Origin of the sequence: Paenibacillus sp. EZ-K15 (genome assembly GCF_002573715.1) — a bacterium.
In the GTDB taxonomy this organism is placed as follows: domain Bacteria; phylum Bacillota; class Bacilli; order Paenibacillales; family Paenibacillaceae; genus Paenibacillus_AQ.
In genome coordinates, this window is record NZ_PDHM01000018.1 from 104,707 (window position 1) to 131,217 (window position 26,511).

The window sequence follows — 26,511 nt, forward strand, 5'->3', positions numbered from 1 at the left end:
TAAGGTCCAAACTCTATTTTGCGTAATCCACCGCTCGGGTTTCCCGGATAACGGTGACTTTGATATGACCCGGATAATCCAGTTCATTCTCAATCGTTTTGGTAATGTCGCGTGCCAAGCGGAATGCTTCGGCATCGTCGATTTTCTCAGGCTGTACCATGACACGAACTTCACGTCCTGCTTGAATGGCATAGGATTTCTCAACGCCTTCAAAGGATTCGGAAATTTCTTCGAGCTTCTCAAGACGACGGATATACGTCTCAAGCGTCTCTCTGCGTGCTCCCGGTCTGGCAGCAGACAATGCGTCAGCTGCGCCAACCAGCATGGCAATAACCGAAGTTGCTTCACAATCACCGTGATGAGAGGCAATGCTGTTGATAACCACCGGATGTTCCTTATACTTCTTCGCCAGCTCCACGCCGATTTCAACGTGCGATCCTTCCACTTCATGATCCAGCGCTTTACCGATGTCATGCAACAGTCCTGCCCGTTTCGCAAGCACGATGTCTTCGCCCAATTCGCCGGCCATCAGCCCAGTCAAATAGGCCACTTCCATGGAGTGTTTCAACACATTTTGTCCATAGCTTGTACGGAATTTCAGTCGACCCAGAATTTTGATCAAATCTGGATGCAAACCGTGAACGCCAACCTCGAAGGTGGCTTGTTCTCCATACTCGCGAATGCGTTCGTCCACTTCTTTGCGGGATTTCTCCACCATTTCTTCGATACGAGCCGGATGAATCCGTCCGTCTGCCACGAGCTTTTCCAAAGCTGTACGGGCAATTTCACGGCGAATCGGATCAAAACCGGAGAGAATAACAGCTTCCGGAGTATCATCGATAATAAGGTCAATCCCTGTAAGGGTCTCAAGCGCACGAATGTTTCGGCCTTCACGTCCGATAATCCGGCCCTTCATTTCTTCATTCGGCAAGGTGACTACAGATACCGTGGTCTCAGCTACGTGATCAGCCGCACAGCGTTGAATAGCCAGCGTGATGATCTCGCGTGATTTCTTATCTGCCTCTTCCTTCGCCTGCTGCTCGATTTCTTTAATCATCTGAGCGGTTTCATGACGAACTTCCTGCTCAACATTACTGAGAATGATGCTGCGGGCATCCTCCATCGTGAGGTTGGAGATGCGCTCCAGTTCTGTCGTTTGTTTCTTGTAAATGGCATCGATTTGCTGCTGGGTCTCTTCTATTCGTTTCTCTTTGTTCGCCACTTGTTCTTCTTTACGTTCCAAAGATTCTATTTTTTTATCCAGCGACTCTTCCTTTTGCAACAATCTGCGCTCCTGCCGTTGAATTTCATTCCGGCGCTCACGAGTGTCTTTTTCAGCTTCGGCTCTGATTTTATGAACTTCGTCTTTAGCTTCAAGAACCGTTTCTTTCTTCAATGCTTCTGCTTCCTTCTTCGCACTTTCTACGATCTGCAAAGCGGCATGCTCGGCACTGGAAATTTTAGCTTCTGCAAGGGATTTGCGAATAAAATAACCGAACCCAAAGAATATAGCGGCTACAACGAGAACGATTATGATCCACCAAATGGAATCCATCTGATCACCTCCTCGTTGGTTCCTCCAAGGCATTCCTTGGGAAATGTGCAATTGTCAGGTTACTCATTCATACATAAAATTTTCCGGCAGTGGAAGCTGCCGTCCATACTGCGAACGCCGTATCACGTACGCAAATTCCGCCTTAACCAGCGGAATACATTTCACTATGAATTGGCGATTTAAGAATCTTTCACAAAGTAGTCACTTTTTTGGAAGGAAAAAGGATTCTAATTTATGATAAAAAGATTCATATTTATTTTAGTATTTATAAAAAGATATTGTCAAGGGAAAGCAATGGGTAAACGTCAGTTTCATCCAACGAAACCATTTCTTTCACGAAAAAGTGCCCAATTTGCCCTTTATTCGAAATCTTCCAGCCCCTCGTCCCACTCGCCCTGTTGCTGATCCTCATCGACCAGAAGTTTGAGTACCTGACGCACTTGCTCCCCGCCGAAGCCCCTACGCATTAAATATGCTCCCGTTTTACGTTTGCGATCCAGCATCTCCCCATGGGTTTGCTGCCATTTTTTCCGTCCCACGGCGAGCGCGCTCTCCAATTCGGCATCTGCACTGATCTCGCCCAATGCCTCGGAGATCAGCTCCGTGCCGATTCCCTTCTGTCTCAGTTCCTGCTTGACCCACAGCCGTCCCTTCTTATGGCTGGTCATTCGCTGCTCTGTCCACATCTTGGCGTATAACGCGTCATCAATCAGCTTGTCCTTCTCCAGGCGCTCCAGCGTCGTCTCCACGCTGCTCGGCTCGAAACCTTTTTGCTGCAGTCGCTGGGTAACCTCCTTGGCTGTTCTTGGCTTCCTAGCCAGATGATTCAGCGCCTCTACGTAAGCCCGCTGTCGCTCGTCGGCCACGATAATTTCTTCCAGCTCTTCCTTGCGAAAAACATTTCCCTTGAACATCCGGTATTTCAGCATTACATCTTCATGAACGGTCATGAGGTACGGACCAAACGCGATTTGGTATCGGTGTTTGGGCTTTTTCAGCATTTCGACTGACGTTACAACCAAATCCTCGTGAGCCGGGAAATGCTCAATACCTGATGATTCTGCCTGCTCCGACATTTCTTTATTCTCTTCTTCCATATGTCGCTCCTCTCACTGCCGCACCATCCTGAGTAAAATAACCAAGACTGACTCTCAAGTCTGGTAAATGCAAAGAAGACCGTCTGGCGTTACAAACACCGGACAGTCCTCAACACTGTAATCGTTAACCAGCAATTTACTACTCTACTTTAAACAACTCTTGCTCTTCTATTTCCTCTTGTTCCTTATCCTTCTCGGAAGGCTCAGGAACAGCCGTAGTCAGATTGCTCGCTTCACGGATTTTGTTCTCGATAACACTAGCGATCTCCGGATTCTCCTTCAAGAATTGCTTCGCATTCTCACGTCCTTGGCCAAGACGGTCACCTGCATAAGAATACCATGCACCACTCTTATCCACGATATCGAGGTCCGTTCCGATATCGATTAGGCTTCCCTCTCTAGAGATGCCTTCACCGTACATAATATCAAGCTCAGCCTGTTTGAAAGGTGGCGCTACCTTGTTCTTAACAACCTTAATCCGTGTGCGGTTACCCACCACATCGTTCCCCATCTTGATGCTCTCAATTCGACGCACGTCCAAACGAACCGTCGAGTAGAACTTCAGAGCACGTCCGCCTGGAGTCGTCTCAGGGTTACCAAACATAACACCAACCTTCTCACGAAGCTGGTTGATAAAGATGGCAATCGTTTTCGATTTATTAATAGCACCCGACAATTTACGAAGAGCCTGGGACATCAGACGAGCTTGCAGACCTACGTGGGAGTCACCCATGTCGCCTTCAATTTCAGCTTTTGGTACAAGCGCAGCAACCGAGTCAATAACGATGACATCAACTGCACCACTGCGTACCAGAGCTTCCGCAATTTCCAGCGCCTGCTCACCCGTGTCCGGTTGGGAGAGCAGCAATTCATCAATATTAACGCCCAGTTTGCTTGCATACGATGGATCCAGAGCATGCTCGGCATCGATAAATGCAGCCTGTCCACCAGCTCTCTGAACCTCCGCAATAGCATGGAGGGCTACTGTTGTTTTACCGGAGGATTCCGGTCCATACACTTCAATAATCCGGCCTCTAGGCAAGCCGCCGGTTCCTAAAGCTATATCCAATGCCAACGATCCGCTCGGCACAATCTCAACTTGCATGTGGGTGGATTCACCCAGTTTCATGATGGAACCTTTTCCGAACTGTTTCTCTATCTGACGAAGCGCCATTTCCAGCGCAGCACGACGATCTGACAATTGTTCCACAACCCTTCACTGTTGATAGTCATATCATACCTTGTTTTGACACGTTTGCCAAGCTTTTTTTCGAACATACATTCGTTTTTTTTATTCAACGCCCCTTCCGGTATATGCTCCATACCCTATGTATAAAGAACAAGAACCGTGGCAACATCATTCGATATGCCACGGTTCTTCCGTATTTCCCATTATACTTGGAACTGTTCATTAATTCAAGAAGAGGCACCAAGCAAGGTGTAAATTATTTACTTTTTTTGAAAAGCGGATCTCTCTATTCTGCAAAATTAATCCTGTTTGGAGGCATCAAGACGCTGCCAAAGCCGGTAGAGCAGCGCCTTCGTTGCACGGAGCCGGATCGTCTCACGGTTACCCTGGAGGTGCAGCTCATGCACTTCTGTTTCTTTTCCCCGTTGAGACAATCCGATGTAAACAAGACCTATAGGCTTACGTTCAGCGTACCCTGGACCTGCTACGCCCGTTACCGATAAACCAAAGTCGCTGTCGGTTACCATCCGGACATGATCCGCAAGCGCTTCGGCAACCTCCGCGCTGACGGCTCCCGGCGCATCATCCCCCTCAAGCAGCGCATGCGGGATATGCACAAGCTTCTCCTTGATCTGGTTGGTATAACAGACGATCCCGCCAAGGAACATCGATGCGCTGCCGGGGATGGAGGTCAGCGTCTCCGCTACAAGGCCTCCCGTGCAGCTCTCCGCGGCGCTCAGCGTCCAGCTATGATCTGCCATCATATCCACGATAACCTTCTCAATGGGCACATCCTCGTTAGCATACATAAACTCAGGGCCTCTCTCCTGGATCCGGGCTTCCAGTTCATTCAACCGGACCATCGCCTCAGCCTCGCTTGCGGCCTTCGTGGAGATTCGGACGGTGACCTCCCCTTCCTTGGCATACAATGCAATCGTCGGATCGGTCTGGGCCGTAATCAGGTCTTCCAGGCGCTTATCAAGCGCGGACTCCCCGATGCCTGCGAATTTGAGCATCTTCGAATAGATGGGAAGCTCTCCCGTAAGTACATGCTGCAGAAGCCAAGGCTTGGCCTCCTGCTCAAACATCGGCATCAGTTCTTTCGGCGGTCCCGGCAACACAATATAATGAGTGCCTTCATACGATACCGCGTTCCCGACGGCGAGGCCTGTTTCGTTCGGAAGCGGAGTCCCTCCCTCGATAGCCAGGGCCTGGCGCCGATTGTTCTCGGTCATTACGGATCCCCGTTCTTGGAAGAAACGTTCAATCCGGTCCATAGCCATCCGATCAATATGCAATGAACGATTCAGAAAGGATGCGAGCGCATCCTTCGTCAGGTCATCCTGTGTGGGGCCCAGGCCGCCGGACAGAAGCACGATATCGGCTCTGCTGCTGGACAGCTGCAAGGTCTCCTTGAGCCTCTCCATGTTATCCCCGACAACGGTTTGATAGTACACATCGATTCCCATTGAAGCAAGCTGTCTGGACAAGTACTGTGCATTGGTATTCACAATCTGTCCAAGGAGAAGTTCGGTTCCAACTGCAATGATTTCTGCTTTCATGATTCGTCGATCCTCCTGTATCTTCTATCTCTTCACTATTCGCCGTCACTAATTTCTTACCCAGCGGAAGAAAAAAGCAATAGGATAGCTCCTATTGCCGTTATGCCCCGGTACCTTTAAGAAGATGCCTGTTCTGGACAAAATATTCGATTCCCGAATAGATCGTAATTATCGCGGCAGCCCAGATTGCAATGACATCAAACGGAATTCCCAAGAATACAAACGGGAAATTATTAATCAGAAGCGCGACAATCGCCACAATCTGAATCACCGTCTTGATTTTTCCTGATTGACCTGCTGCAACGACGGAACCTTCCAGGAGCGCAATTTGTCTCAAGCCAGTAACCGCGAATTCTCTGCTGATAATGACAACAGCAATCCATGATTCACATTTCCCCATCTCCACAAGCGATATGAGGATAGCTGCCACCAGCAGTTTGTCCGCGAGCGGATCCATAAGTTTACCCAGGTTTGTCACCATATTGTTTTTCCGGGCCAAATACCCGTCAATCCCATCCGTGCTTGCAGCAAGTATGAATATCAAAGCCGCAATCAATTGGTTATAGGGCAGGACAAAATCATTCCATACAATAGGAGCCGGATAAAAATCAAAATCCACCAGCAGAAAAATCATCATGACAGGGATCAAGCAAATGCGGGCCAACGTGATACGATTGGGTAAATTCATGGGGCAACCTCCCTTGCAACGGGTTGTCTTGATAATTCGGCAGACCCCGCGACTGTTATCCATCTGTACTTCAAAAGGGTCGCTCTTCCCAAGAGCCTAAAGGGTTTGAAGCGTGAAGCGCTGTCTGTCATATTCATCCCCCAGTGATCTATGTATACGTTAATCCTTATATATCGTTTTTTAGTATAATATTTCCGTTGACGCCCTGTCAAAAGAAACAACCTGTCCATCCAATCCTACGTGAGCCTGTGACGGCGTTTATTTAAAATTGGTGAACTGCAGGTCCAGAGAAAGATCCGCTTTGCGAAGCAGCTGCATGATCTGTTGAAGATCGTCCTTGTTTTTTCCGGTTACCCGAATTTGGTCACCTTGAATCTGACTCTTGACCTTCAGCTTGGAATCACGGATCAATATATTGATCTTTTTCGAATTTTCCTGATCGATTCCTTGCTTTAAGGTCAAACGCTGGCGAACGGTACCCATGGAAGCCGGCTCGATCTTGCTGTACTCCACATTTTTCAGCGACAAGCCCCGTTTCACCATCTTGGTTTGCAAAATATCAATAACGGCGTTGAGTTTATACTCGTCATCGGATGCAATGACCAGTGCGTCCTTGTCCAGCTTCAAGCTGCTCTTGCTGCCCTTGAAGTCAAAACGGTTCTCAATCTCCCGCTCCGCCTGATTAACCGCATTACTAAGTTCCTGCATATCCATTTTGGATACGATATCAAATGAATTTTCTGAAGCCATGGTGAATCCTTCCTTTCATTAACGATAATGCTTCTATTATAGGTAAAACATAGAGACAAGTCTAATCCCATAAAGGATCAGCGGGTGGATCTGGAACGAAAAAGACTCCGCTTATCGCCAACACCCGGCGAAAACGAAGTCTGCTCCTTCAACTGCTCGCTTTCTCATCATGCACCGGACGGCGGAACATGCTCAATATACCAAGCAAAATATGTGCCAGTCCAAAGCCTAATATGCCATATCCCCAGTCGCTTGGAATCAAATAATAGCCCAAGAGGCTGACGATGACGCCTAATCCGAATATAATCCAGTTGACCGTCACAGAGCAACACCTCTTCCAGGAAGCGAAATAACAGCATGCAGCTGCATGCTGTTATGATGGCCTAGAGGTCAGACAATTATTCTACATCCGTGGTGCCTGTAGAGTCAGTAGTACTGGTATCCGTAGTCCCTGTGGAACCATCTGCCGGCTCCAGCAAGATACGCGACGTTGATTTCCCATCTGTTACAGGCTGGCCGCCAACCGTAATGGTGGTTGCAGCGGAATTCCCCGATTTCACGTAGAGTCCCTGGCTATCCAGGTCAAAGCTGAGCGCAGCACCATTCTCAAGCATTTGGAAAGCCAGCTTCTCCCCGGAGGTATTGTAACCACGATACACTTCTACCCAGCTCTTTCCGTCGCTCGTTGCCACAATTTCAACCTTCACAGACGAGCCTGATACCTTAAATACGGTGTTCTTGCCTTCCGTCCGGTCCTGCGTCACCGTAGTTGCTCCAGGCGTTGTATTCCCTGGTTCATCGATGTCCGTGCCATCTGTTCCATCCGTTGCGTCTGTTCCTTCACCGTCTGTGCCTTCGTTACCTGTACCGTCCGTGGCGTTATCGCCGCCCTGCGCTCCGTCACCTGGCGTGGCGGGATCCGTATTGCCAGAATCTTCCGGCTTTTGGGCTTGATCCGTCTGCGTCTGGTCATTATTGCTTACCTGAGGTTCATCCTTAGGCTCATTCGAATTGATTGCCACCAAATAAATGACAACAACGATCAGAATCGGGAATGTCCACATCAGCAGAGTAGGCAGCCATTTCATGTTCCGTTCGGCTGAAGGTCTGGTGGCACGTTTTTGAATAACCGGCTCCATGGTCGCTTCCGGTTCGGATTTAGGCACATCCTGTTTATGGCCTTCAAGCAGTTCGTCCGGGTCAATCCCCACCGCTTCCGCATAGGTTTTGATGAATGCCCGCACGTAAAAACTGCCGGGAAGTACTTTGTAATCCCCTGCCTCGATGGCTTCCAAGTATCGCTTGCGTATTTTTGTCATTTCCTGCACATCATCAAGGCTCATCCCTTTTTGTAGACGCGCCTCCCTCAATTGCTGTCCCAGTTCGGACATGCCATCACCTCCTACTTTAGAATTTCGTGGTCAAAGTCAAAAAAATATTATAAATCGTCACTATAAGAGCCCGTGAACGTATCATAAACGATTTCCTCTTCCGGATTGTTTCGCAATTCGATTATAATGTCGAAATCATCATAGGAATATTCGGATTCGCGAACAAAAATATCCGGATGCTCGATCACCTTCGTGCTCCCCATCCCCATAATATCCTGCAGGAGCTGATAGTGGCGCTCATTCGATCGGATCGTGCTGACAATCCCGTCAATGATGAAAACGTTGTTCGAGTTCATCTCGTCCTCAGAGAGTTGACTGCGAATGGTTTGGCGGAGCAGCGTAGAGGAAACAAACGTCCAGCGCTTCATAGCGCAGACACTGCCAGCGATAATGGACTCGGTTTTGCCGACGCGAGGCATTCCGCGAAGACCGATGACCTGATTACCTTCCCTTTTGAACAATTCACCCAAAAAATCAACAAGTAAACCGAGCTCATCACGCGTAAAACGAAACGTTTTACGATCATCCGAGTCCCGGTCAATATATCGTCCATGTCGGACAGCCAAAATATCCACCAGTTTTGGGGGTCTCAAGGCTGTTACCGTAATATTTTTCATTTTGTTTAACATTTTGCCCATCAGGATAATTTTTTCTTCATCATCCGTTTCCAGCAGCATCCCGCGAGTTTGGCCTTCAACGCCATTAATTGTTAGGATATTCACTTCGAGCATACCGAGCACAGAAGCAATATCACCGAGCAAGCCAGGCCGGTTCTTATGTATCTTGTATTCCATGTACCATTGATTCGATTCCACAAAGACACCTCTTTGCACTTCTTTTCCATCAATATTCGACAAATTCCAGCGAAAATTGCACGCAAAAACAGGTCAAATGAAAAATGGGTCACGTTAATGATATATAAAATAAAAATGAAAGGCAAGTATTAACGATGACATGAAAATTACATTCTTTTTTCTTGACAAAAAGCCCCCGTTGGCGGGGGGCTTTTTGCAAGAGGGTTATGCGTTGTTCTTGGCCAGTTTCACCATCAGACGCGCGATAACGTGGCGTTCTTCCTCGTTACCTACATCCCACAATTCTTTCAGTGCCCGGTTGGATGAGTTTTGCGGATCAACCTTCTCATCAAGGAAATCACCGATCTCATAAGCCAGCTGAGAAATGGTGTCTTCACTCATACCCGCTTTCTCGGCTTGAACGACACGATCGCCCAGGAATTTCTTCCAGGAATCAAAGTTTTTGATTACGGATGACATGAGTTAAATCCTCCTTTTGCGTGGTGGCAATTCAGATTTAAAGTAACAATAGTAATATGTCCCCGTAACCAATACCTTATGAGTGGTGAATTGCACCACGAACTTACGATCAGGTCACCCAGCCGCCATTCGGGCTGATCACTTGCCCGGTAATGTATCCCGACTCGGGCAGCGCCAGAAAATACACCAGTGATGAAATCTCATCCGGCTGCGCCAATCTGCCGACCGGAATTTCATCCTCCAGCATGCGGATCTCATCCGATTCCAGATGCCCCAGCATGGACGTATCCACCGCGCCGGGTGCAACGGCGTTCACCGTCACGCCTGATGGGGCAAGCTCCTTCGCAAGGGCCTTCGTAAAGGCGTTAACGCCGCCCTTGCTTGTTGAATACAATACCTCGCAGGAGGCACCCGATAAACCCCAGATCGAGGACACATTGATAATCCTGCCAAACCGCTGAGAGATCATACGCCCCATAAACGCCTGGGAACACAGAAACATCCCTCTCAGGTTAATGGACATCAAAGTGTCCCACTCCTCTTCCGTCACGTCAGACAGAAGCCCATAATGGGACACCCCGGCGTTGTTTACCAGGATATCGGGCTCCATATCATGACTCTGCAGCTTCTCTTTCATGCGCAATATCTGCTCTTTGTCGCGAAGGTCCGCAGATACGGTTAATACCTTTGCTCCATAGGCCATACAGCGACGGGCAACTTCATTGGCCGCTTCATGCGAATTCATGTAGTGAATAACCACATTCATGCGTACCGAGGCAAAGCGCTCGGCAACAGCCGCACCAATGCCTCTGCTCGCACCGGTGATCAGCACCGTCATTTCCCCGATCGGTTTCAGTTCTCTTCCCATGTCTTGCTTCATTACGGACTCACAACGATCGATACGGCCAATTGATCCCAATCGACATGCTCCTGCAGGCGGCGGTTTACATCATCAATGGTAATAGATTCATAAACCGAAAGAACCTTGAAGAAATCCACCCCGCGGAATTGATAGCGAGTGAATTCATGAGCAATGTTTTCCGGGGAATTGAGCATACGCAAGTATCCGCCCATTTTCTTTTTGCGGGCACGTTCAAAGTCGGAGACCTGAAATCCGGTTGCCTTTAGCTTATCCACCTCAGTGCGGATGCGCTCCAGCAGTTGATCCGGATCCTTTGTATCTCCGCCAACCGCAGAGAACGCATACTGTGGTGAACTGTTATACTCATGGCCGAAGCTGTCGGAAATCAAATCTTCGTCATATAGCTGCTGATACAATTCCGTACTGGATCCGAACAGGAGATCCATCATCAGCTTCGTTGTCAAATCGCGTCGCAGCTGCTCCTCGGCCGTTAAGCCGACCTGCTTCTCCTTGAAGCCGAACAGGCATTTCGGCAGCGATACAGCCAGGCGGCTCTCTCTCCGCTTCTCTTCAACTCCCTGCGGCTCTTGATCGAATAAACGCTCAATGGAGCCTTGCTTCTCATACGATTTCGCGGCTTGATTCGAACGGATCAGGTTCATCGTTTCTACAGGATCTACGCCACCCACCACGAACAGCAGCATGTTGCTCGGGTGATAAAACGCATTGTAGCACGTATACAGATCTTCCTTCGTAATCGTCCCGATGGATTCAACCGTACCGGCAATATCAATATGCACCGGATGCACCTTATACATCGCTTCGATAAGACCGAAGTATACGCGCCAATCCGGATTGTCCTGGTACATGTTGATTTCCTGCCCGATAATCCCTTTTTCCTTCTCCACGTTCTGATCGGTAAAATAAGGGTTCTGCACGAAATTGATCAGTGTCTCCAAATTTTCATGGATGTTCTCCGTGGCAGAAAAGAGATATACGGTCTGGTCAAAGCTTGTAAAGGCATTCGCCGAGGCACCGTTCGAGGCAAACTTGGCAAAAATGTCGCCTTCCGGCTCCTCAAACATTTTGTGCTCGAGAAAATGCGCAATGCCATCAGGAACGCGAGTTTCGGACTCGCCTTCGACCTTGAAATGGTTATCCACCGAACCGTATTTGGTTGCGAAGGTCGCATAAGTTTTCTGGAAGCCGGGTTTAGGCAGCACGTACACGTGCAGCCCGTTATCCATCACTTCGTAATACAGCGTTTCCTGCAGGTTGTCATAATGAATGCTCTCCACCGGCTATTCCTCCTTTTGACCTTTCAGGAAATAGATCGTATCCAGCGAAAATGCCGCAGCCGCCTGCTTCACATCATCCGCTGTAATGCCTTCCACCTGCTGCAGCAGCTCATCCGGCGTACGTTCCCGGCCTGACAGCGTTCGATTGAAGTCATAGGCAATCATCTCAAAGGCCGAATCCTGCATTTCCTTAATTACGTTGCGAATCATCGCTTTCGTTTGGGTCATTTCGATATCCGTAATGGCACCCTTGGCCATGTCATCAAGCTGCTGGCGAATAATTTGGACGGCCTTCTCAAAATTTTGAACTTCGATGCCGGACTGAATGGTAGCAATCCCTTTATGGCCGTCATATCGGGACGACGCGTAATACGCCAGACTTTCCTTCTCCCTCACGTTAACGAACAGCTTTGAATGTGGGTAACTTCCCAAAATCCCGTTATACATGAGCGCAGCGGCATACTCATCATCGCCGTAAGTAATCGTGCTTCTCAGGCCCATGTTTAGCTTGCCTTGATTAATGTCCAGCTTCTCCACAACCGTCTGCGTCTCGCTCGCGACCGTTCGTGTGGTGGAAGGGACATAATCCTTACTTCTGGTTCGGTTCAGTTTAAAATGCTCCTCTACGAGCTTTTTCACCTCATCCAAACTCGTATCGCCAACCACATACAGATCCAGAACAGATTCATTAAGCCAATTCTGATAGGACTCATACAAGCCTTCCGGCGTGATACCGTCAAGATCCTTCCGTTCTCCTAACGGATGCAATCGATACGGTTCGTTCTTGCACATGACCTCAATGCAGCGCTCCGCGGCGTAACGAATCTTATCATTGACGATGGACTCCAGCTTCTTGCGGACCGTGTCACGCTCGGTCTGTACATAAGATTTGCGGAATGCGCCATTCTCTAGCACAGGCTGGGTGAAAGCCTCACCCAAAAAAGCAAATGAAGAGCGCAGCAGGCTCTCCGGACTCTTAACAAAAGAGTCATTGATCGTATCCATGCGAAAGTGCACGATCTGATAATCGCCACGCTTATACACATCAAATCCAAATCCGGCGCCATATAACTGCTCCAGCTGCTCACGGAATGCTCTTGTTTCCGGGTATGAAACGGTTCCTCTGCGCAGCACAAAAGGTGTAAGCGCGGTCGAGGTCACGGTTTCTTCTGCTAACGGACTTCCGGCGTAAAGCGATATCGCAAATGTCTTGAATCGGTTGGTCGGCAACACGTGAATTCGTATTCCTCCGGCCATACCGTGTTCAAATTCCGTTTTCGTCAAGGTCCATATCCCCTTACATCATGGATTGTCGTTGCCATAATTTACTTCATAGATAACTTTCATTCTAACCCATTGCAAAGTGAAGAAGCAACCGAAGACAGGCCCCGGTTGCTGTTGTTTGCGGCTTACATACAGAAGATATGTTGACCGATGGTTTTGACTTGAGGGCGGGTCCATATCCATGGCGAGGTCGCTGTTTTCGGATTAAAGTAATACAGACAGCCCCCTGTCGGATCCCAGCCATTTAGCGCCTGCTCTACGGCTTTCCGCGCCTGCTCGTTCGGCTCAAGCCATATTTGACCGTCAGCCACCGCGGTAAAGGCTCTCGGCTCAAATATAACCCCATGCGGCGAGTTAGGGAAGCTTGGAGATTTCACCCGATTGATAATAACCGCCGCTACGGCAACCTGCCCTTCGAACGGTTCTCCGCGCGCTTCACCATAAACGGCATTCGCCATGATCCTTAAATCGTTGTCTGAAAGTCCCATTGTATTCGAAGAGGCTAAGTTGTTATTGCCGCCTTCCTTGTTGGATGTACCGCCGCCCGCACCGGCCGCTGCTCCGCCCCCACCTTCATGAAGCTTCGGAGCGGTCGGACGGAAATCCTTGGTTGCATTATACAGTTTAAGCTTGACCTTCGGACCTACGACACCGTCCACCTTCATGCCAAACTCCGATTGGAACCATTTAACGGCTCCTTGAGTTTTGGAGCCAAATACGCTATCGATTTTGCCATGATAAAAGCCCAGGTGTTTCAGACGGCCTTGCAGCTCATACACATCTTCGCCGGTAGAACCAAATTTAATGGTCTGCTGGCTAAAGGTTGGCAAAGCTTCCTGAAGATTCGAATGATCTGCTTTAAGGCCTCCCTGAGCGAAGACAACGGCAGATAACAGGATCGCAATGCTGATCAGAATCCAGATTCTTGAGTTTTTCATGCTGCGCTCTACCTTTCTCTTGTGGTTTAACAAGCCTCGCTACCGTTATTATGACAAGCCTGCCAGTTTCCTATGCACCTGTTCGGCGAGAGGAGCGAACGAAGACGGCACATCATTGAAACACAAAGAGAGCTGTTCCTCTAAGGAACAGCTCCTTGTCGTTCGGAGTATAGTTAACGATCCTGCACGGATTTATTCAGATGTTCTGCCAAGTTCTACACACGCCATGACCAACGCTCCAACCCCATGAAGATCATTCTCGCACTGCTGCCTTTCCACATAGTGCTTATAATCGCCGACACCTGTCCCGATGCAGATTTTAGGCATAACCAGATGCCCCTGATCATTCATATATACAGATTGGGCCAGGCCATTATATCCGTGTCTTGCGTGCGAGATCAGGGAAGAATCCAGGTAACCGAGACGGATTCCTTTAGCTAAGGTATATATGAAGAGACTGGAGCATGAGGTTTCCAGCCAATTGTCCTCCCGGCCCCCTTTATCTATAACCTGATACCACAGCCCGGTCAGTGGATCCTGATAACGCACCAGCGCCTCACTTAATTCACGGAGCACGACAGCCAGTTCTTCCCTCGCCGGATGATCCTCAGGCAGTAAATCAAGGAATTCCACGATCGACAGCGCATACCAGCCTAACGCGCGTCCCCAAAATTCCGGGGATTGTCTGCTAACCGGATCTGCCCAAGGCATCGTTCTGCTCTCGTCCCAAGCATGATAAAATAACCCGGTTGCCTGGTCCTTGGTATGGGAACGCATCAGCCTCTCCTGGAACAGCACCTCGTCAAATAAATGCGGCTCGTTATACTGCTGCGCATATTTCATCGTGAACACGCCACCCATATACAAGCCGTCCAGCCACATCTGATAAGGGTAGCGATCCTTATGCCAGTATCCTCCATCCGTGGTCCGATTCAGCGTAGATAACAGACGGAGCAGTTTATCCGCGGCAGCCCTGTACCGATGTTCGGGACATACGGCATCCAGCTCCATCAGGAGTTGGCCCGCTTGAACGGAATCCAGCTCCCCCCGCTCCAGCAGCAGATTCCCGTTGGAATCCACCAGATGATCGACATAACCCTTTACGTAATCCAAAAACTTTGACTCACCGCTAAATTTCCACAATTGAGACATGCCGACCAGAAATACGCCCTGATGGTAATGCCACCGCCCTGCAGGCGGCAGCTGCTCTGGCGAATATGTTTCCATGATCGATTGACAAGCCTTGGTGCCAAGTTCTAGGGGTGATAAGGTTAACGGTCCTTGCTGCTGAATAGGATTGGACATATGTGCTCCTCCTCTTTTTTCTATACATCGTTCCAACAACTCATGCTATAAAATGACGCCATCCTTAAAAATGGATATTTCCCGGAAGCCATTGCGTTCATTTCTCGTCTGTTCAATGCCCGAGGCTAATTGGACCATACGATTCATGAGTTCCTCATGGAGGTCATCCATGCTTTTACCTTCCAGCAAAGCACCTGCATTAAAATCAATCCAATGCTTTTTGCGAGCGGCCAGTTCGGAATTGGTCGCGATTTTGACGGTGGGGACCGGGCCGCCAAACGGCGTCCCCCTGCCCGTCGTGAACAGCACGAGATGGGCGCCAGCTGCAGCCAAGGCCGTAACCGATACGAGATCATTGCCTGGCGCTTCGATCAGATTTAACCCCGGCTTCGTTGATCTCACGCCGTAACGGAGTACATCGGATACCGTGGCATTTCCCCCTTTTTGAGTGCACCCCAGCGATTTCTCCTCCAGGGTTGTGATGCCACCGTCTTTATTCCCGGGAGAAGGATTTTCATAGATTTCCTGTCCGTGCGATACGAAATATTGCTTAAAATTGTTAATCAGCACCGTAATATCCTTAAACACCTGTTCGTCGGCTGCCCGGTCCATCAGGATCGTTTCGGCTCCGAACATCTCCGGCACCTCCGTCAGCAGAGCTGTGCCACCATGAGCGGTGATGGTATCTGCAATGCGGCCCGCCAGCGGATTGGCTGTAATGCCCGACAGACCGTCCGAGCCCCCGCATTTCAGTCCGACCTTCAGTTTGGAGAGAGGAACTTCCGTTCGTTTGAAAGTCTCGGCATATTCCACAAGCTCGGATATGAGGGACATGCCCTCCTCCAATTCATCCTCCATATCCTGAGCCCGCATATATTTGATGCGTTTCCCATCCTGCTCTCCAATCATGGCCTGCATCTGATCGATCTGATTGTTCTCGCAGCCAAGCCCGATAATAAGCACGCCTGCTGCATTGCCATGGTGGGCCAGGGATGAGAGCAGACGCTGGGTATGGCTTAGATCGTCTCCAAGCTGCGAGCAGCCGTAGGGATGCGGGAAGTGATAAACTCCATCAATGCCTCTCCCTTGAAACTGCTGGCCAGCCATGCGCGCTAACAGCTCGCAGGTTTTGTTAATGCAGCCGACGGTGTTGATGATCCAAATTTCGTTGCGGATCCCAACCTCACCGCTCGGTCTGATATATCCATGGAACGTCGGGGATTCCATAACAGTTGGTGAATCTTGAGGCGCTGCTTTTGGATTAGGCTTATACTGGTACTCCACTTCACCGGATAGTCCGGTTTTCAAATTGTGAGTATGGATCCATCGTCCCGGCAAAATGACTTCCTTCGCCAGTCCGATCGAATAACCGAATTTTAAAACATGGCTGCCCGGCTCTATCAATCGAAGAGCCACCTTGTGACCTTTGGGCACGTTCTCGGTTACCTCGATCGCATGCTCCTTCCCGTTCAGAAGCCCGATGGCATGTTCTCCTGCTGACAAAGGACGAAGCGCGATGCCTACATCATCCTTGTTGTGAAGTATGACGATGTCGCTCATGTCTCGATCAGCTCCATTTCTTCGATATAGCTGCTTACAACTTCATGAAGATTGGATATCTGGTTCAAATCCTCGCCCCATAAAGCCTGATTGCCAAGAATGGATGCCACAAGCTGACGTATACTCCATTCCCCGCCTTCTACCTTTTGCCACGCTTGACAAAATGTCATCAGGCTGTCTGGATCATCTCTTAACAGCATCTGTTTACCATCAAGACACGTTCCGTTCCACTGCCCCTCGATCGATTTGGCATGATACAGACGGATCAAGGAGGCCAATCCCCGAGTCATAAGGCTTGGGAGCGTGTTGTGCGAACTGACATATTCCTTTAAGCTTGGCAAAAGTCTCACCTTGAACTTGGAGATGCTGTTCATGGCAATATCCTGGAGATTGTGCCGAAGAAAGGGATTGCGGAATCGCTCCCATACAGATATGGCATATGCTGTAACCTCTTCCAACGGGAGAGGCACCAAGGGGACGATCTCTTGCAACATTGCGTCGCGAATGTCTTTTCCCCATTCCGTGCTTTCTGCGATCTCTTTCACTTCAGTGAAACCATGAAGCAAACCGATGGAAGCCATCAGCGTATGCGTTCCATTCAATATTCTTACCTTTCTCACTTGATACGGGGTCAGATCGGGTACCCACCTTACCTGGAGACCCGCTGACTGCAGGGGCAGCCTGGACTCCAAGGACGGGTCGCCCTCAATAGCCCAGAAATAATAGGGCTCCGCCGTGTTCAACAATCGGTCTTCATAACCCCATTGGTCAAAATAGCGCTCAGCCTCTTCCGGATAACCGGTTACGATCCGGTCCACAAGTGAGTTCAGAAACAGGTTGCACTCCTCGATCCAGCTCCGAAAAGACGACGAAAGCCCCCAATCCTCTGCATGCCGCAGCACAATCGAGCGCAAGATGTCCCCGTTTCGTTCCAGCAGCTCGCATGGGAGGATCAACAGGCCCTTGTCCGGCGAGCCTTCATAACACTCATAACGCCGATATAAAAGCATGGTCAGCTTTGCGGGGAATGACATCGGTGGTTCCGACGGATTCCAGTCACTGTGCTGATAATCAAGACCAGCTTCCGTTGTATTGGAGACTACGATCTCCAGGGAATCCAGCTCGGCTATCCTTAAGAAATTCTCCCATTCCGCATAAGGATCTATGATCTTTGAGAACACCGGGATCCACCGTTCTTCTTCAATCTTCCGTCCATCCTGCATACCTCGGGTCAGCAAACCGTAAATCCCTTCCTGCTCTCGAAGCTGCTCCAGCTTACGTCGTCCCCCTGGTCTTGGCTGACTGACGGCAACGCTCCCTTGAAATAACCCCTGCCGGTTGCATTCATAGATCATCCAATCGAAGAACCCCCTAAGAAAGTTGCCCTCGCCGATTTGAAGCACCTTAACGGGGTAATTCAACATTTCCAAGTGGTTCTGCTGTTGTAATTGTAAAAAATCCCGTCCTATCAACTTCAGCGCTCGGCCACGGTCTGTCTCTGCATCCATGATCTGATCTATCTCCCTTCCATCCGGCCAAATCGGAAGTAACTCTCTGCGTTGTTGTAACAAATATCCTGTACAATTCCCCCGAGCCATGGAAGATCTTCCGGCGCTTCTCCCCGTGTAACCCAATCTCCGAGGAGATTGCACAGAATCCGCCGGAAATACTCATGACGGGTATAGGATAAGAAACTTCTGGAGTCGGTCAGCATGCCGACAAATCGGCTTAACAGCCCCATATTGCCGAGTTTGCTCATCTGGTCGACCATACCGTCCTTGGTATCATTGAACCACCAAGCGGATCCGAACTGGATTTTACCCGGAATGCCGTCGCCTTGAAAACTGCCGATAAGTGCTGCGAGAATATCGTTATCGCTTGGGTTAAGCGAATAAAGAATCGTTCTCGGAAGTGCCCGCTCTTGATCAAGCCGATCCATCAACTTCACGAGCGGTACCGCGATTGGACTATCGTGAATCGAATCATAACCGGTATCCGGGCCCAATTCTCGGAACATCCGGGTGTTATTGTTGCGCTGGGCATTAATATGAAATTGCATGACCCAGCCGAGTTTCGCGTAGATTTGGCCGAGATAAAGCAGCGTATACGTTTTGAATTGTTCCTCCTCCTGACGGGAAACCCGCTCCCCTTGAAGCGCTTTCAGGAATATGTCAGCCGCTTGCTTCTCCGTAACCTCTTGATAGGGCACATAATCCAGCGCATGATCGGATACCCGGCCGCCAACCGAATGGAAAAACTCAGCCCGCTGCTCAAGTGCCTTCAGGAATACCGAATAATCCGTAATCTCCATCTGACTTCGGTCCGCCAACAATTTCACCCAGGGCAGGAACGTCTCCCGGTTAATCTCCAGTCCCTTATCCGGACGGAATGAGGGGAGCATCTGAAATCCGGTATCGCCTTCCTCCGCCAACTTGATATGATATTCCAGGTTATCCGTCGGATCATCTGTCGTACAGACGACTTTCACACGGCTTGAAACGATCAATCCCCGGGTTGTCAAATCATGTTCCTGCAGTCGCTTGTTTGCCGCTTCCCATATCTGCGGAGCATTCTGTTCATGAATGATATCCCTAATGCCAAACAGTCTTTGCAGCTCCAGATGAGACCAATGGAATAACGGATTGCCGATCGTCATCGGAACGGTGCGCGTCCAAGCCAAGAAGCGGTCATAATCGCTCACTCCCGGGCCGCCCGTGATGTATGCCTCTTCCACTCCAGCGGCTCGCATTGCCCGCCATTTATAGTGATCGCCGTTAATCCACGCTTCGGTCAAGTTCTCAAACCGGTGATTGTCATAGATCATTTTCGGACTCAGATGACAGTGGTAGTCGATGATTGGCATGTCTTTTGCATAATCGTGGTATAAGGTACGCGCAGTCTCGTTGTTGAGCAAAAAATGTTCATCCATAAAAGGTCTCATCATAACACCGCCCATTTCTGTAGATTATCTACTATGTTACGGCATCATCAGTTGGATTTCTTCACGTTTATTGCGAAATTGAAGGATTATTCAACATATCTTGCTTTGTTTTGGTTAATAGAAGTTGCTACAATATAACTGAAGAACTGGAATAGACCTGATCATGAAGGAATTGAAACGAAACGGGGGCGATTATGATATCCAGCGATACCCATACCGTAACCTACGGAGAAGAAGAAGGGGAATTTTACTACCATCGCATTCATCGCACAAAGCCCTTTGAACGAAATAACCATTATCATGGAACCTATGAAATCTACTATCTGGTTTCAGGCGAGCGCAATTATTTTATCAAAGAAAAATTGTACACCATTCGGGCGGGAGACCTCATTCTCATCAATAAATTCGACGTTCATAAAACCTCGGGTCAAGGCGATCCGGAGCATGAACGTATCGTCATTAATTTTAGCGATTCTTTTCTGGGGAAAGGCCACCCCTTGCTGGCATCCGGATTGCTGAGCATGTTTAATCAGGATACGCCGCTGTTGCGTTTAACCGTTCCAGAGCAAGCAATCATCATGCAAATTTTGAATAAAATGGCCGATGAAATCAGCGAAGGCTCCGCTTCGTACGAATACATGCTGCAGGTACTGCTTACGGAGTTATTAATTAAAATCTCTCGGTTAACCCATTCCGCCTCGCTGCCTGCTCACACCTCCATGAATCCACTCCATCAGAAAATCACGGACGTCGTTAAGTTTATTCACGCCCATTACGCAGACAAAATCACGCTGCAGCAATTATCTGAAACCTTCTACATCAGCCCGTTCTACCTGTCCCGGATATTCAAAGAAATTACGGGCTTTACGATCATTAACTATCTGAACCTCACCCGCATTCGCGAGGCACAGCGCCTTCTGACGGATACGGACCTGAAAATCGTGGACATCGCCGAATCGATCGGCTTTGAAAGCCTGACGCATTTTGACCGAACCTTTAAGAAACTTATGAAAATGACGGCGAGCAAATACCGCAAAAGGCACAGTATCCCGTGAACCAACAAAAAAGGAAGCGATCAACCCAAAATTCTGGTTGTTCGCTTCCTTTTTCTGAAGTTAAGGGATTGACTCCCTTAACTGATTCGATTCTGCTGTTGTTGGTATTGCTCCATAGACATCAGCACTTCCCGCGGTTTGCTTCCCTCGTAAGGTCCGATAATCCCGCGTGCCTCCATGGAATCAATAAGACGCGCTGCACGGGTATAGCCTACGCGCATTCTCCGCTGCAGCAGCGATACGGACGCTTGCTTCGCTTCCAGTACGATGGTCACCGCCTGCTCATACAGCTCATCCAATTCTTCTTCATCCGAATTCGACGATTCCTCTATCTCAGGCACTAACGACTCATCATATTCCGCCTGCCCTTGATCCCGGACAAAATCCACAATGTTCTCGACTTCATGATCACTCATGAAGGCTCCCTGCACCCGGATCGGCTTGGAGGAACCCATCGGCATAAACAGCATATCCCCGCGGCCAAGCAGCTTCTCTGCTCCCGCCATATCCAGAATCGTTCGGGAATCGACCTGCGAAGATACACCAAAGGCAATACGCGACGGAATGTTTGCTTTAATGACTCCGGTAATAACGTCGACCGACGGACGCTGCGTCGCAATGATCAAGTGAATCCCGGCTGCACGGGCCATTTGGGCCAGACGCGTGATCGCGTCTTCCACATCGTTGGCTGCAACCATCATCAAATCGGCCAGCTCGTCCACGATCACGACGATATAAGGCAATACTGCCGGCAGATTATCCTTCATCAGATTGTTGTAGCCTTCAATATTTCTCGTCCCGGATTTGGAGAACAGCTCATACCGTTTCTCCATCTCTACTACGATTTTCTTAAGTGCCAAGGATGCCCGCTTCGGATCCGTTACCACCGGTGCCATCAAATGCGGAATTCCGTTGTAGACATTGAGCTCGACCATCTTCGGATCGACCATCAGAAACTTAACCTCATCCGGCTTCGCTTTATACAGAATGCTGGTAATGATGCCGTTGATACATACGGATTTACCCGAACCCGTTGCACCTGCAACAAGAAGATGGGGCATGCGTGCCAAATTACCGACAATCGTCTGGCCTGAAATATCACGGCCAAATGCAATTGACAGCTTCGATTCCGCTTCTTGGAACGTCGGCGTCTCCATAACCTCTCTCATCGTAACCAGTGATACTTCGTTGTTCGGCACTTCGATCCCGATGGCTGATTTGCCGGGAATCGGCGCTTCCATCCGAATATCCTTGGCCGCAAGCGCGAGTGCAATATCATCGGTCAGATTGACGATCCGGCTGACCTTAACCCCGATGTCCGGCTGAATTTCGTAGCGGGTTACCGACGGCCCCCGGACAACCTCCAGCACCTTGGCCCGAACGCCAAAACTTTCCAGCGTCGCCTCCAGCTTGCGCGCTGTCTGCATATAATCATTCTGGTCTCCACCCTTACCGCCGTTATTCGGTTTGGATAGCAGCCGGAATGGAGGCAGCTTGTACGGCTTGGGTGGCGGAGCCGGAGGTGCTGCCGGTGCCGTTCCCTCCTGCCCCTCATTACCTGCAGCAGCAGCTCCATTCAACTCGTCATTCGACGCTTCAAGGCTACCACCGATGGGCTCAGGACTTGCTGCCATGTTCCCCGAAGGGTCCTCTTGTGCCGAAGGTATCACCGCTTCGTGATCGTCGTACTCGTCATCCAGGCGCCCTTCTTGTTTCACTTGCTCGAAGAAATCACGAATAATCGGCGAGGAAGGCACGGATTCTGCTGCAGGAGTAATAACATCCGCTCCCTCCTCCGGTTGAACCGGACTGTTGAACAGGACGACCTCCCCTTTCTCCTTAGCGCCATGCCCGTTGCCAACGGTAAATACCGGAGCCGCCTCATCCGCAGCATCCCCAGCCTCTTCCACTGCTTCGTTCCGTTTGTTGCCTTTGGAACCGAACAGCTGGAAGAATTGCGGCGCTTTGCGGCGCGGCAGCCTCATGCTCTCCATATCATCCATATCATCTTCATCTAGATCTTCCGGCAGCTGCATGCGTTGTTCCTTCGCACTTGATTTTGCCGCAGCTCTTGATTTGGTCTGCTGGCTGTTCACTTTTTTCTGAATCCGTTCTCCAGCCTTTACAACCCTCACGCGGAACATCCGCATTAAATCAACATAGGACAAATTGGTAATCAGCATGAAGCTGATTACTAGCATGACAATCACAATCAACTTTGCCCCTATGCTGCCAAACAGCATTAACAGAAAGGCAAACTGCAACGCTCCAATGTAACCGCCGCTGATGTCTCTGCCCATGACGGGATGATGTCCATCATCTGCCCCGGCATGAAGGAGCTCGCCTTGCAAATCACTATGTATCTGGCTCATCGCATTTGACGCATTCAATTGTCCAATCGGGGCCAGCTTCGACTCCAAACCTGCAATGCTGCTCATTAAAGTGAGCGATAATACCAAGAGAAGGACACCGGTGCGTCTGCTGTTCCACCGTTTGGGCCATTTCCGGTGAATCATCACCATTAACCCGTAATAGATGCCGATTAGGGGGATGATAAAATAATATTTGCCCAGCAGATATCCCGACATCTTGGACAGGGAACGCCCTACCGGTGCTTCTCCGGATAATGCGATGACCGAAAGTGTCATCAATACAATCCCATAAATTTCATACTTCAATACGGCTGCAAAGGCTGCCTTCTTCTTTCTTTTCCGCTTTGCCAAAAGTGTCACCCCCGAATCCATATTATAGCATAATATTCGGTGGCGTACCTATGTTCTGTTTTCAGCCTTTAGCCTCATTTTCTACCGTCGGAATATAGCGAATCATTGCCCCCGGAGCGTAGCGTGGATTCAAGTAATCTTGAAGTCCGCAATCCAATAAACGGACAATTTTCGCCTGATCCTCTGCCATAGGTTCAACTTCCATTAGTATTCCTTCAACCCGAACTTCCCTGGATGTGACGGCTGCCTGTTCCCCTTGCAGCATCTCGATCGGATCCAATGGCATGACGCTGTACCATATCATTGCGTAATCCCTCCAGGGCTTATCGTTTTACGTTCTTCAATCATGCTGTTCAAACGGCTTAATGCCTGCCCAATGCCCCCCACTTCGTTCATAAGGCCATATTTGACGGCGTCTGTACCTGAAACCGCGGTACCGATATCCCTGTTCAATTCACCGGTTTTGAACATCAGATCCTTAAACAGTTCCTCCGTTATCCTCGAATGGCTCGTTACAAAGCGTACGACACGTTCCTGCATTTTCTCCATGTATTCAAAGGTTTGCGGCACGCCAATGACCAACCCGCTCATGCGTATCGGGTGAATGGTCATCGTCGCGCTCTCCGCGATGATCGAGTGATCTGCTGCTACAGCGATAGGGACGCCGATACTGTGCCCGCCTCCAATGACTACCGTTACGGTCGGTTTGCTGAGCGATGCAATCATCTCGGCAATGGCAAGTCCGGCTTCAACGTCGCCGCCAACGGTATTGAGAATGATCAAGAGTCCTTCGATCCGCGGATTTTGCTCAGCTGCCACAAGCTGTGGAATCATATGCTCATATTTGGTGGTTTTATTTTGCGGTGGAAGCACGATATGTCCCTCGATTTGTCCAATGATGGTCATGCAAAAAACGTTGGATTCCCCGCCGTTAGGCAGTCCCGTCTGTCCCAGCTGCTGTATCGTTTCCGTTACGGCCGCTTTCTTGCCTTCCTCGGTGGGCACGACCGGAGGCGCTTCCGTCTCGCCAGTCCATCCTGCTCTTCTGTTGCCGGTAGTCCATTGATCTTTCTCCATCGCGCATCCCTGCCTTCATCTTAATGTCTAGCTGCTGCAATCAACACATAGCTAACCCTTAGTATGGCAAATGACGGGATCATTTTATGCTTATATGGTACATTCAGCTTGGGATCGGAATAGCAGCAACCAAAAAAACTCCTGCCGAAATCATTCGGGAGAAGTATAAGGATCAACCTATAAAAAGCCCCTCTTTCGCGGGAACCGTCCAATTATTACCTGCGAAAAAGGGGCGACTGTGTGCCTGATTTATTTTATTATCTTGTATCAGACTTCCATAATGATCGGCAAGATCATCGGTCTGCGACGTGTTTGTTCATACAAGAAGCGTCCCAAAGCGTCTTTTACGCTGGTTTTCAGTGACGCCCACTCATTCACGTTTTCACTCATCAGCTTCTGAAGCGTGCTGGAAACGATACGGTTCGCTTCATCCAGAAGCCCTTCGGATTCCCGTACGTATACGAATCCACGCGAAATAATATCAGGACCGGATACGATGGAACCGTTTTGCTTGCTCAAGGTAACGACAACGACCAGAATTCCGTCCTGGGACAGAAGCTTGCGGTCGCGCAATACGATGTTTCCTACGTCACCAACGCCAAGTCCGTCAATCAGAACATTACCAGCGGTTACTTTGCCGGCTTTGCGGGCCGAGCCACCTTGGATTTCCACAATTTCACCGATATCGGTAATAAAAATGTTGTCCGGATCAACACCAACGGACTCTGCAAGCAGAGCGTGACGGCGCTGCATCCGGTATTCGCCATGGACAGGGATGAAAAATTGCGGTTTCATCAGATTCAGCATCAGCTTGAGTTCTTCCTGACTGCCGTGACCCGATACGTGGACACCCGAATTGGATCCGCTATAAATCACGTCTGCTCCAAGGCGGAACAACTCATCAATCGTACGTCCCACATATTTTTCATTGCCTGGAACCGGTGTCGCTGCAATGATGACCGTATCCCCTGGCAGAATGTCCACCTTGCGGTGAGTGGAACGTGCCATGCGTGTGAGCGCTGACATCGGCTCTCCCTGACTGCCTGTACACAATACGACAACCCGGTCGGCTGCCATTTTGTTAACCTCTTCAGGTTCGATCAGCATGCCGTCCGGAATGTGCAAATATCCAAGCTCAGCGGCAATGGACACCACATTGACCATGCTTCTTCCGATAACCGTTATTTTGCGGCCCGTGGATTCGGCTGCATTAACAACCTGCTGAATCCGGTGCACGTTCGATGCAAACGTTGCAACAACCACCCGCTGCTCGGCTTTGCGGAAAATATCTTCCAGCACGATGCCCACGTTTTTCTCGGAAGGCGTGAAGCCTGGTCTCTCTGCGTTCGTACTATCTGACAGAAGAGCCAATACTCCCTTGCTTCCGATCTCAGCCATACGCTGCAGATCCGCATATTGGTCATTTACCGGAGTATGGTCGAACTTAAAGTCACCCGTATGCACAACATTGCCTTCCGGTGTTTCGATACAGATCCCTACGGAATCCGGGATACTGTGATTGGTCTTGAAGAAGGTCGCTTTCAGTGTGTTTCCGAGTTGTACTTCCGAATCCGCATGGATCAGAATCCGTTTCGTCTCACCCAGCAAATTCGCTTCTCTGAGCTTGTTTTCCACTAATCCGAGCGTCAATTTCGTTCCGTACACAGGAACATTCAAGTGTTTCAATACGTAAGGGAGGCCGCCGATATGGTCCTCGTGACCGTGAGTCAGCAAAATCGCTCTCACTTTGTCGCGATTCTCCGTTAAATAGCTAATATCAGGAATAACAATATCAATCCCAAGCATATCTTCTTCCGGGAACTTCAATCCCGCATCCACGACAACGATGTCATTGGCATATTGAATGACATACATGTTCTTCCCGATCTCACCGACGCCGCCCAAGGCAAAAATCGATAGTTTATCGTTGCTTATTTTCTTAGACAAATGTATCTAACCCTC

Annotated in this window: 23 protein-coding genes; 1 reads left to right on the forward strand and 22 read right to left on the reverse strand. The window is 49.5% G+C overall.

What is annotated here, in order from left to right:
* Positions 1-13: 13 nt before the first annotated feature.
* The 18 genes from rny to uxaC form a co-directional block, all read right to left on the reverse strand.
* Complete coding sequence (rny, locus tag CRG97_RS20745) at positions 14-1,555, reverse strand: ribonuclease Y (RefSeq protein WP_071220152.1); 1,542 nt, start codon at positions 1,553-1,555, stop codon at positions 14-16.
* Between the two features lie 359 nt (positions 1,556-1,914).
* Positions 1,915-2,652, reverse strand: a complete 738-nt coding sequence (locus CRG97_RS20750) for a regulatory protein RecX (protein WP_098746940.1) — start codon at positions 2,650-2,652, stop codon at positions 1,915-1,917.
* A 139-nt stretch (positions 2,653-2,791) separates the two neighbouring features.
* Positions 2,792-3,853: a recombinase RecA gene (gene recA, locus CRG97_RS20755; RefSeq protein WP_076324928.1), complete on the reverse strand. Its 1,062-nt coding sequence runs from the start codon at positions 3,851-3,853 to the stop codon at positions 2,792-2,794.
* A gap of 287 nt (positions 3,854-4,140) precedes the next feature.
* The gene (locus CRG97_RS20760) at positions 4,141-5,403 is read right to left on the reverse strand and encodes a competence/damage-inducible protein A (protein ID WP_098746942.1); all 1,263 of its coding nucleotides are present in this window, start codon (positions 5,401-5,403) and stop codon (positions 4,141-4,143) included.
* A 100-nt stretch (positions 5,404-5,503) separates the two neighbouring features.
* Positions 5,504-6,091, reverse strand: coding sequence for a CDP-diacylglycerol--glycerol-3-phosphate 3-phosphatidyltransferase (pgsA, locus tag CRG97_RS20765; protein ID WP_076324930.1), 588 nt, complete (start codon positions 6,089-6,091; stop codon positions 5,504-5,506).
* Between the two features lie 258 nt (positions 6,092-6,349).
* Positions 6,350-6,841, reverse strand: coding sequence for a YajQ family cyclic di-GMP-binding protein (locus CRG97_RS20770; RefSeq protein WP_076324931.1), 492 nt, complete (start codon positions 6,839-6,841; stop codon positions 6,350-6,352).
* 148 nt (positions 6,842-6,989) lie between these two features.
* A complete protein-coding gene (locus CRG97_RS33100; RefSeq protein ID WP_146746999.1) occupies positions 6,990-7,163 on the reverse strand; it encodes a DUF4175 domain-containing protein in 174 nt (57 codons plus the stop codon).
* Between the two features lie 76 nt (positions 7,164-7,239).
* Positions 7,240-8,232 (reverse strand): helix-turn-helix domain-containing protein, encoded by a 993-nt coding sequence (locus CRG97_RS20775; protein ID WP_098746944.1) that lies wholly within the window; start codon positions 8,230-8,232, stop codon positions 7,240-7,242.
* A 47-nt stretch (positions 8,233-8,279) separates the two neighbouring features.
* A complete protein-coding gene (locus tag CRG97_RS20780) occupies positions 8,280-9,047 on the reverse strand; it encodes a DUF3388 domain-containing protein (RefSeq protein ID WP_076324933.1) in 768 nt (255 codons plus the stop codon).
* Positions 9,048-9,251: 204 nt separating this feature from the next.
* Positions 9,252-9,506, reverse strand: coding sequence for a DUF3243 domain-containing protein (locus CRG97_RS20785; RefSeq protein WP_076324934.1), 255 nt, complete (start codon positions 9,504-9,506; stop codon positions 9,252-9,254).
* Between the two features lie 109 nt (positions 9,507-9,615).
* The gene (ymfI, locus tag CRG97_RS20790; protein WP_071220144.1) at positions 9,616-10,386 is read right to left on the reverse strand and encodes an elongation factor P 5-aminopentanone reductase; all 771 of its coding nucleotides are present in this window, start codon (positions 10,384-10,386) and stop codon (positions 9,616-9,618) included.
* Positions 10,386-11,666 carry an EF-P 5-aminopentanol modification-associated protein YfmH gene (gene yfmH, locus CRG97_RS20795; protein ID WP_098746947.1) on the reverse strand — a complete coding sequence of 427 codons (1,281 nt, stop codon included), beginning with the start codon at positions 11,664-11,666 and terminating at the stop codon, positions 10,386-10,388. The genes ymfI and yfmH overlap by 1 nt, the downstream gene beginning before the upstream one ends.
* Before the next feature lie 3 nt (positions 11,667-11,669).
* A complete protein-coding gene (gene yfmF / locus CRG97_RS20800; RefSeq protein ID WP_098746949.1) occupies positions 11,670-12,950 on the reverse strand; it encodes an EF-P 5-aminopentanol modification-associated protein YfmF in 1,281 nt (426 codons plus the stop codon).
* Between the two features lie 125 nt (positions 12,951-13,075).
* A complete protein-coding gene (sleB, locus tag CRG97_RS20805; RefSeq protein ID WP_098746951.1) occupies positions 13,076-13,888 on the reverse strand; it encodes a spore cortex-lytic enzyme in 813 nt (270 codons plus the stop codon).
* A gap of 192 nt (positions 13,889-14,080) precedes the next feature.
* Positions 14,081-15,193 carry a glycoside hydrolase family 88/105 protein gene (locus CRG97_RS20810; protein WP_098746953.1) on the reverse strand — a complete coding sequence of 371 codons (1,113 nt, stop codon included), beginning with the start codon at positions 15,191-15,193 and terminating at the stop codon, positions 14,081-14,083.
* A gap of 45 nt (positions 15,194-15,238) precedes the next feature.
* Complete coding sequence (locus CRG97_RS20815) at positions 15,239-16,753, reverse strand: UxaA family hydrolase (protein WP_098746955.1); 1,515 nt, start codon at positions 16,751-16,753, stop codon at positions 15,239-15,241.
* Complete coding sequence (locus CRG97_RS20820; protein WP_098746957.1) at positions 16,750-18,261, reverse strand: tagaturonate reductase; 1,512 nt, start codon at positions 18,259-18,261, stop codon at positions 16,750-16,752. Before CRG97_RS20820 ends, CRG97_RS20815 begins: the two co-directional genes overlap by 4 nt.
* Before the next feature lie 8 nt (positions 18,262-18,269).
* On the reverse strand, positions 18,270-19,694 hold the full coding sequence (gene uxaC / locus CRG97_RS20825) for a glucuronate isomerase (RefSeq protein ID WP_098746960.1): 1,425 nt from the start codon (positions 19,692-19,694) through the stop codon (positions 18,270-18,272).
* A 194-nt stretch (positions 19,695-19,888) separates the two neighbouring features.
* Between uxaC and CRG97_RS20830 the strand changes: the two genes are divergently transcribed.
* Entirely contained in the window at positions 19,889-20,749 is an 861-nt protein-coding gene (locus CRG97_RS20830) for a helix-turn-helix transcriptional regulator (RefSeq protein WP_098746962.1), read from the forward strand.
* Between the two features lie 77 nt (positions 20,750-20,826).
* Here CRG97_RS20830 and CRG97_RS20835 read toward each other — a convergent pair whose 3' ends face one another.
* From CRG97_RS20835 to CRG97_RS20850, 4 genes are all read right to left on the reverse strand, one after another.
* Positions 20,827-23,493, reverse strand: a complete 2,667-nt coding sequence (locus CRG97_RS20835) for an FtsK/SpoIIIE family DNA translocase (RefSeq protein WP_202618975.1) — start codon at positions 23,491-23,493, stop codon at positions 20,827-20,829.
* Positions 23,494-23,533: 40 nt separating this feature from the next.
* A complete protein-coding gene (locus tag CRG97_RS20840; RefSeq protein WP_098746966.1) occupies positions 23,534-23,776 on the reverse strand; it encodes a YlzJ-like family protein in 243 nt (80 codons plus the stop codon).
* Positions 23,773-24,549: a ClpP family protease gene (locus CRG97_RS20845; RefSeq protein WP_098746968.1), complete on the reverse strand. Its 777-nt coding sequence runs from the start codon at positions 24,547-24,549 to the stop codon at positions 23,773-23,775. The genes CRG97_RS20840 and CRG97_RS20845 overlap by 4 nt, the downstream gene beginning before the upstream one ends.
* 267 nt (positions 24,550-24,816) lie before the next feature.
* Positions 24,817-26,496 carry a ribonuclease J gene (locus CRG97_RS20850; protein ID WP_076324947.1) on the reverse strand — a complete coding sequence of 560 codons (1,680 nt, stop codon included), beginning with the start codon at positions 26,494-26,496 and terminating at the stop codon, positions 24,817-24,819.
* Positions 26,497-26,511 lie beyond the last annotated feature (15 nt).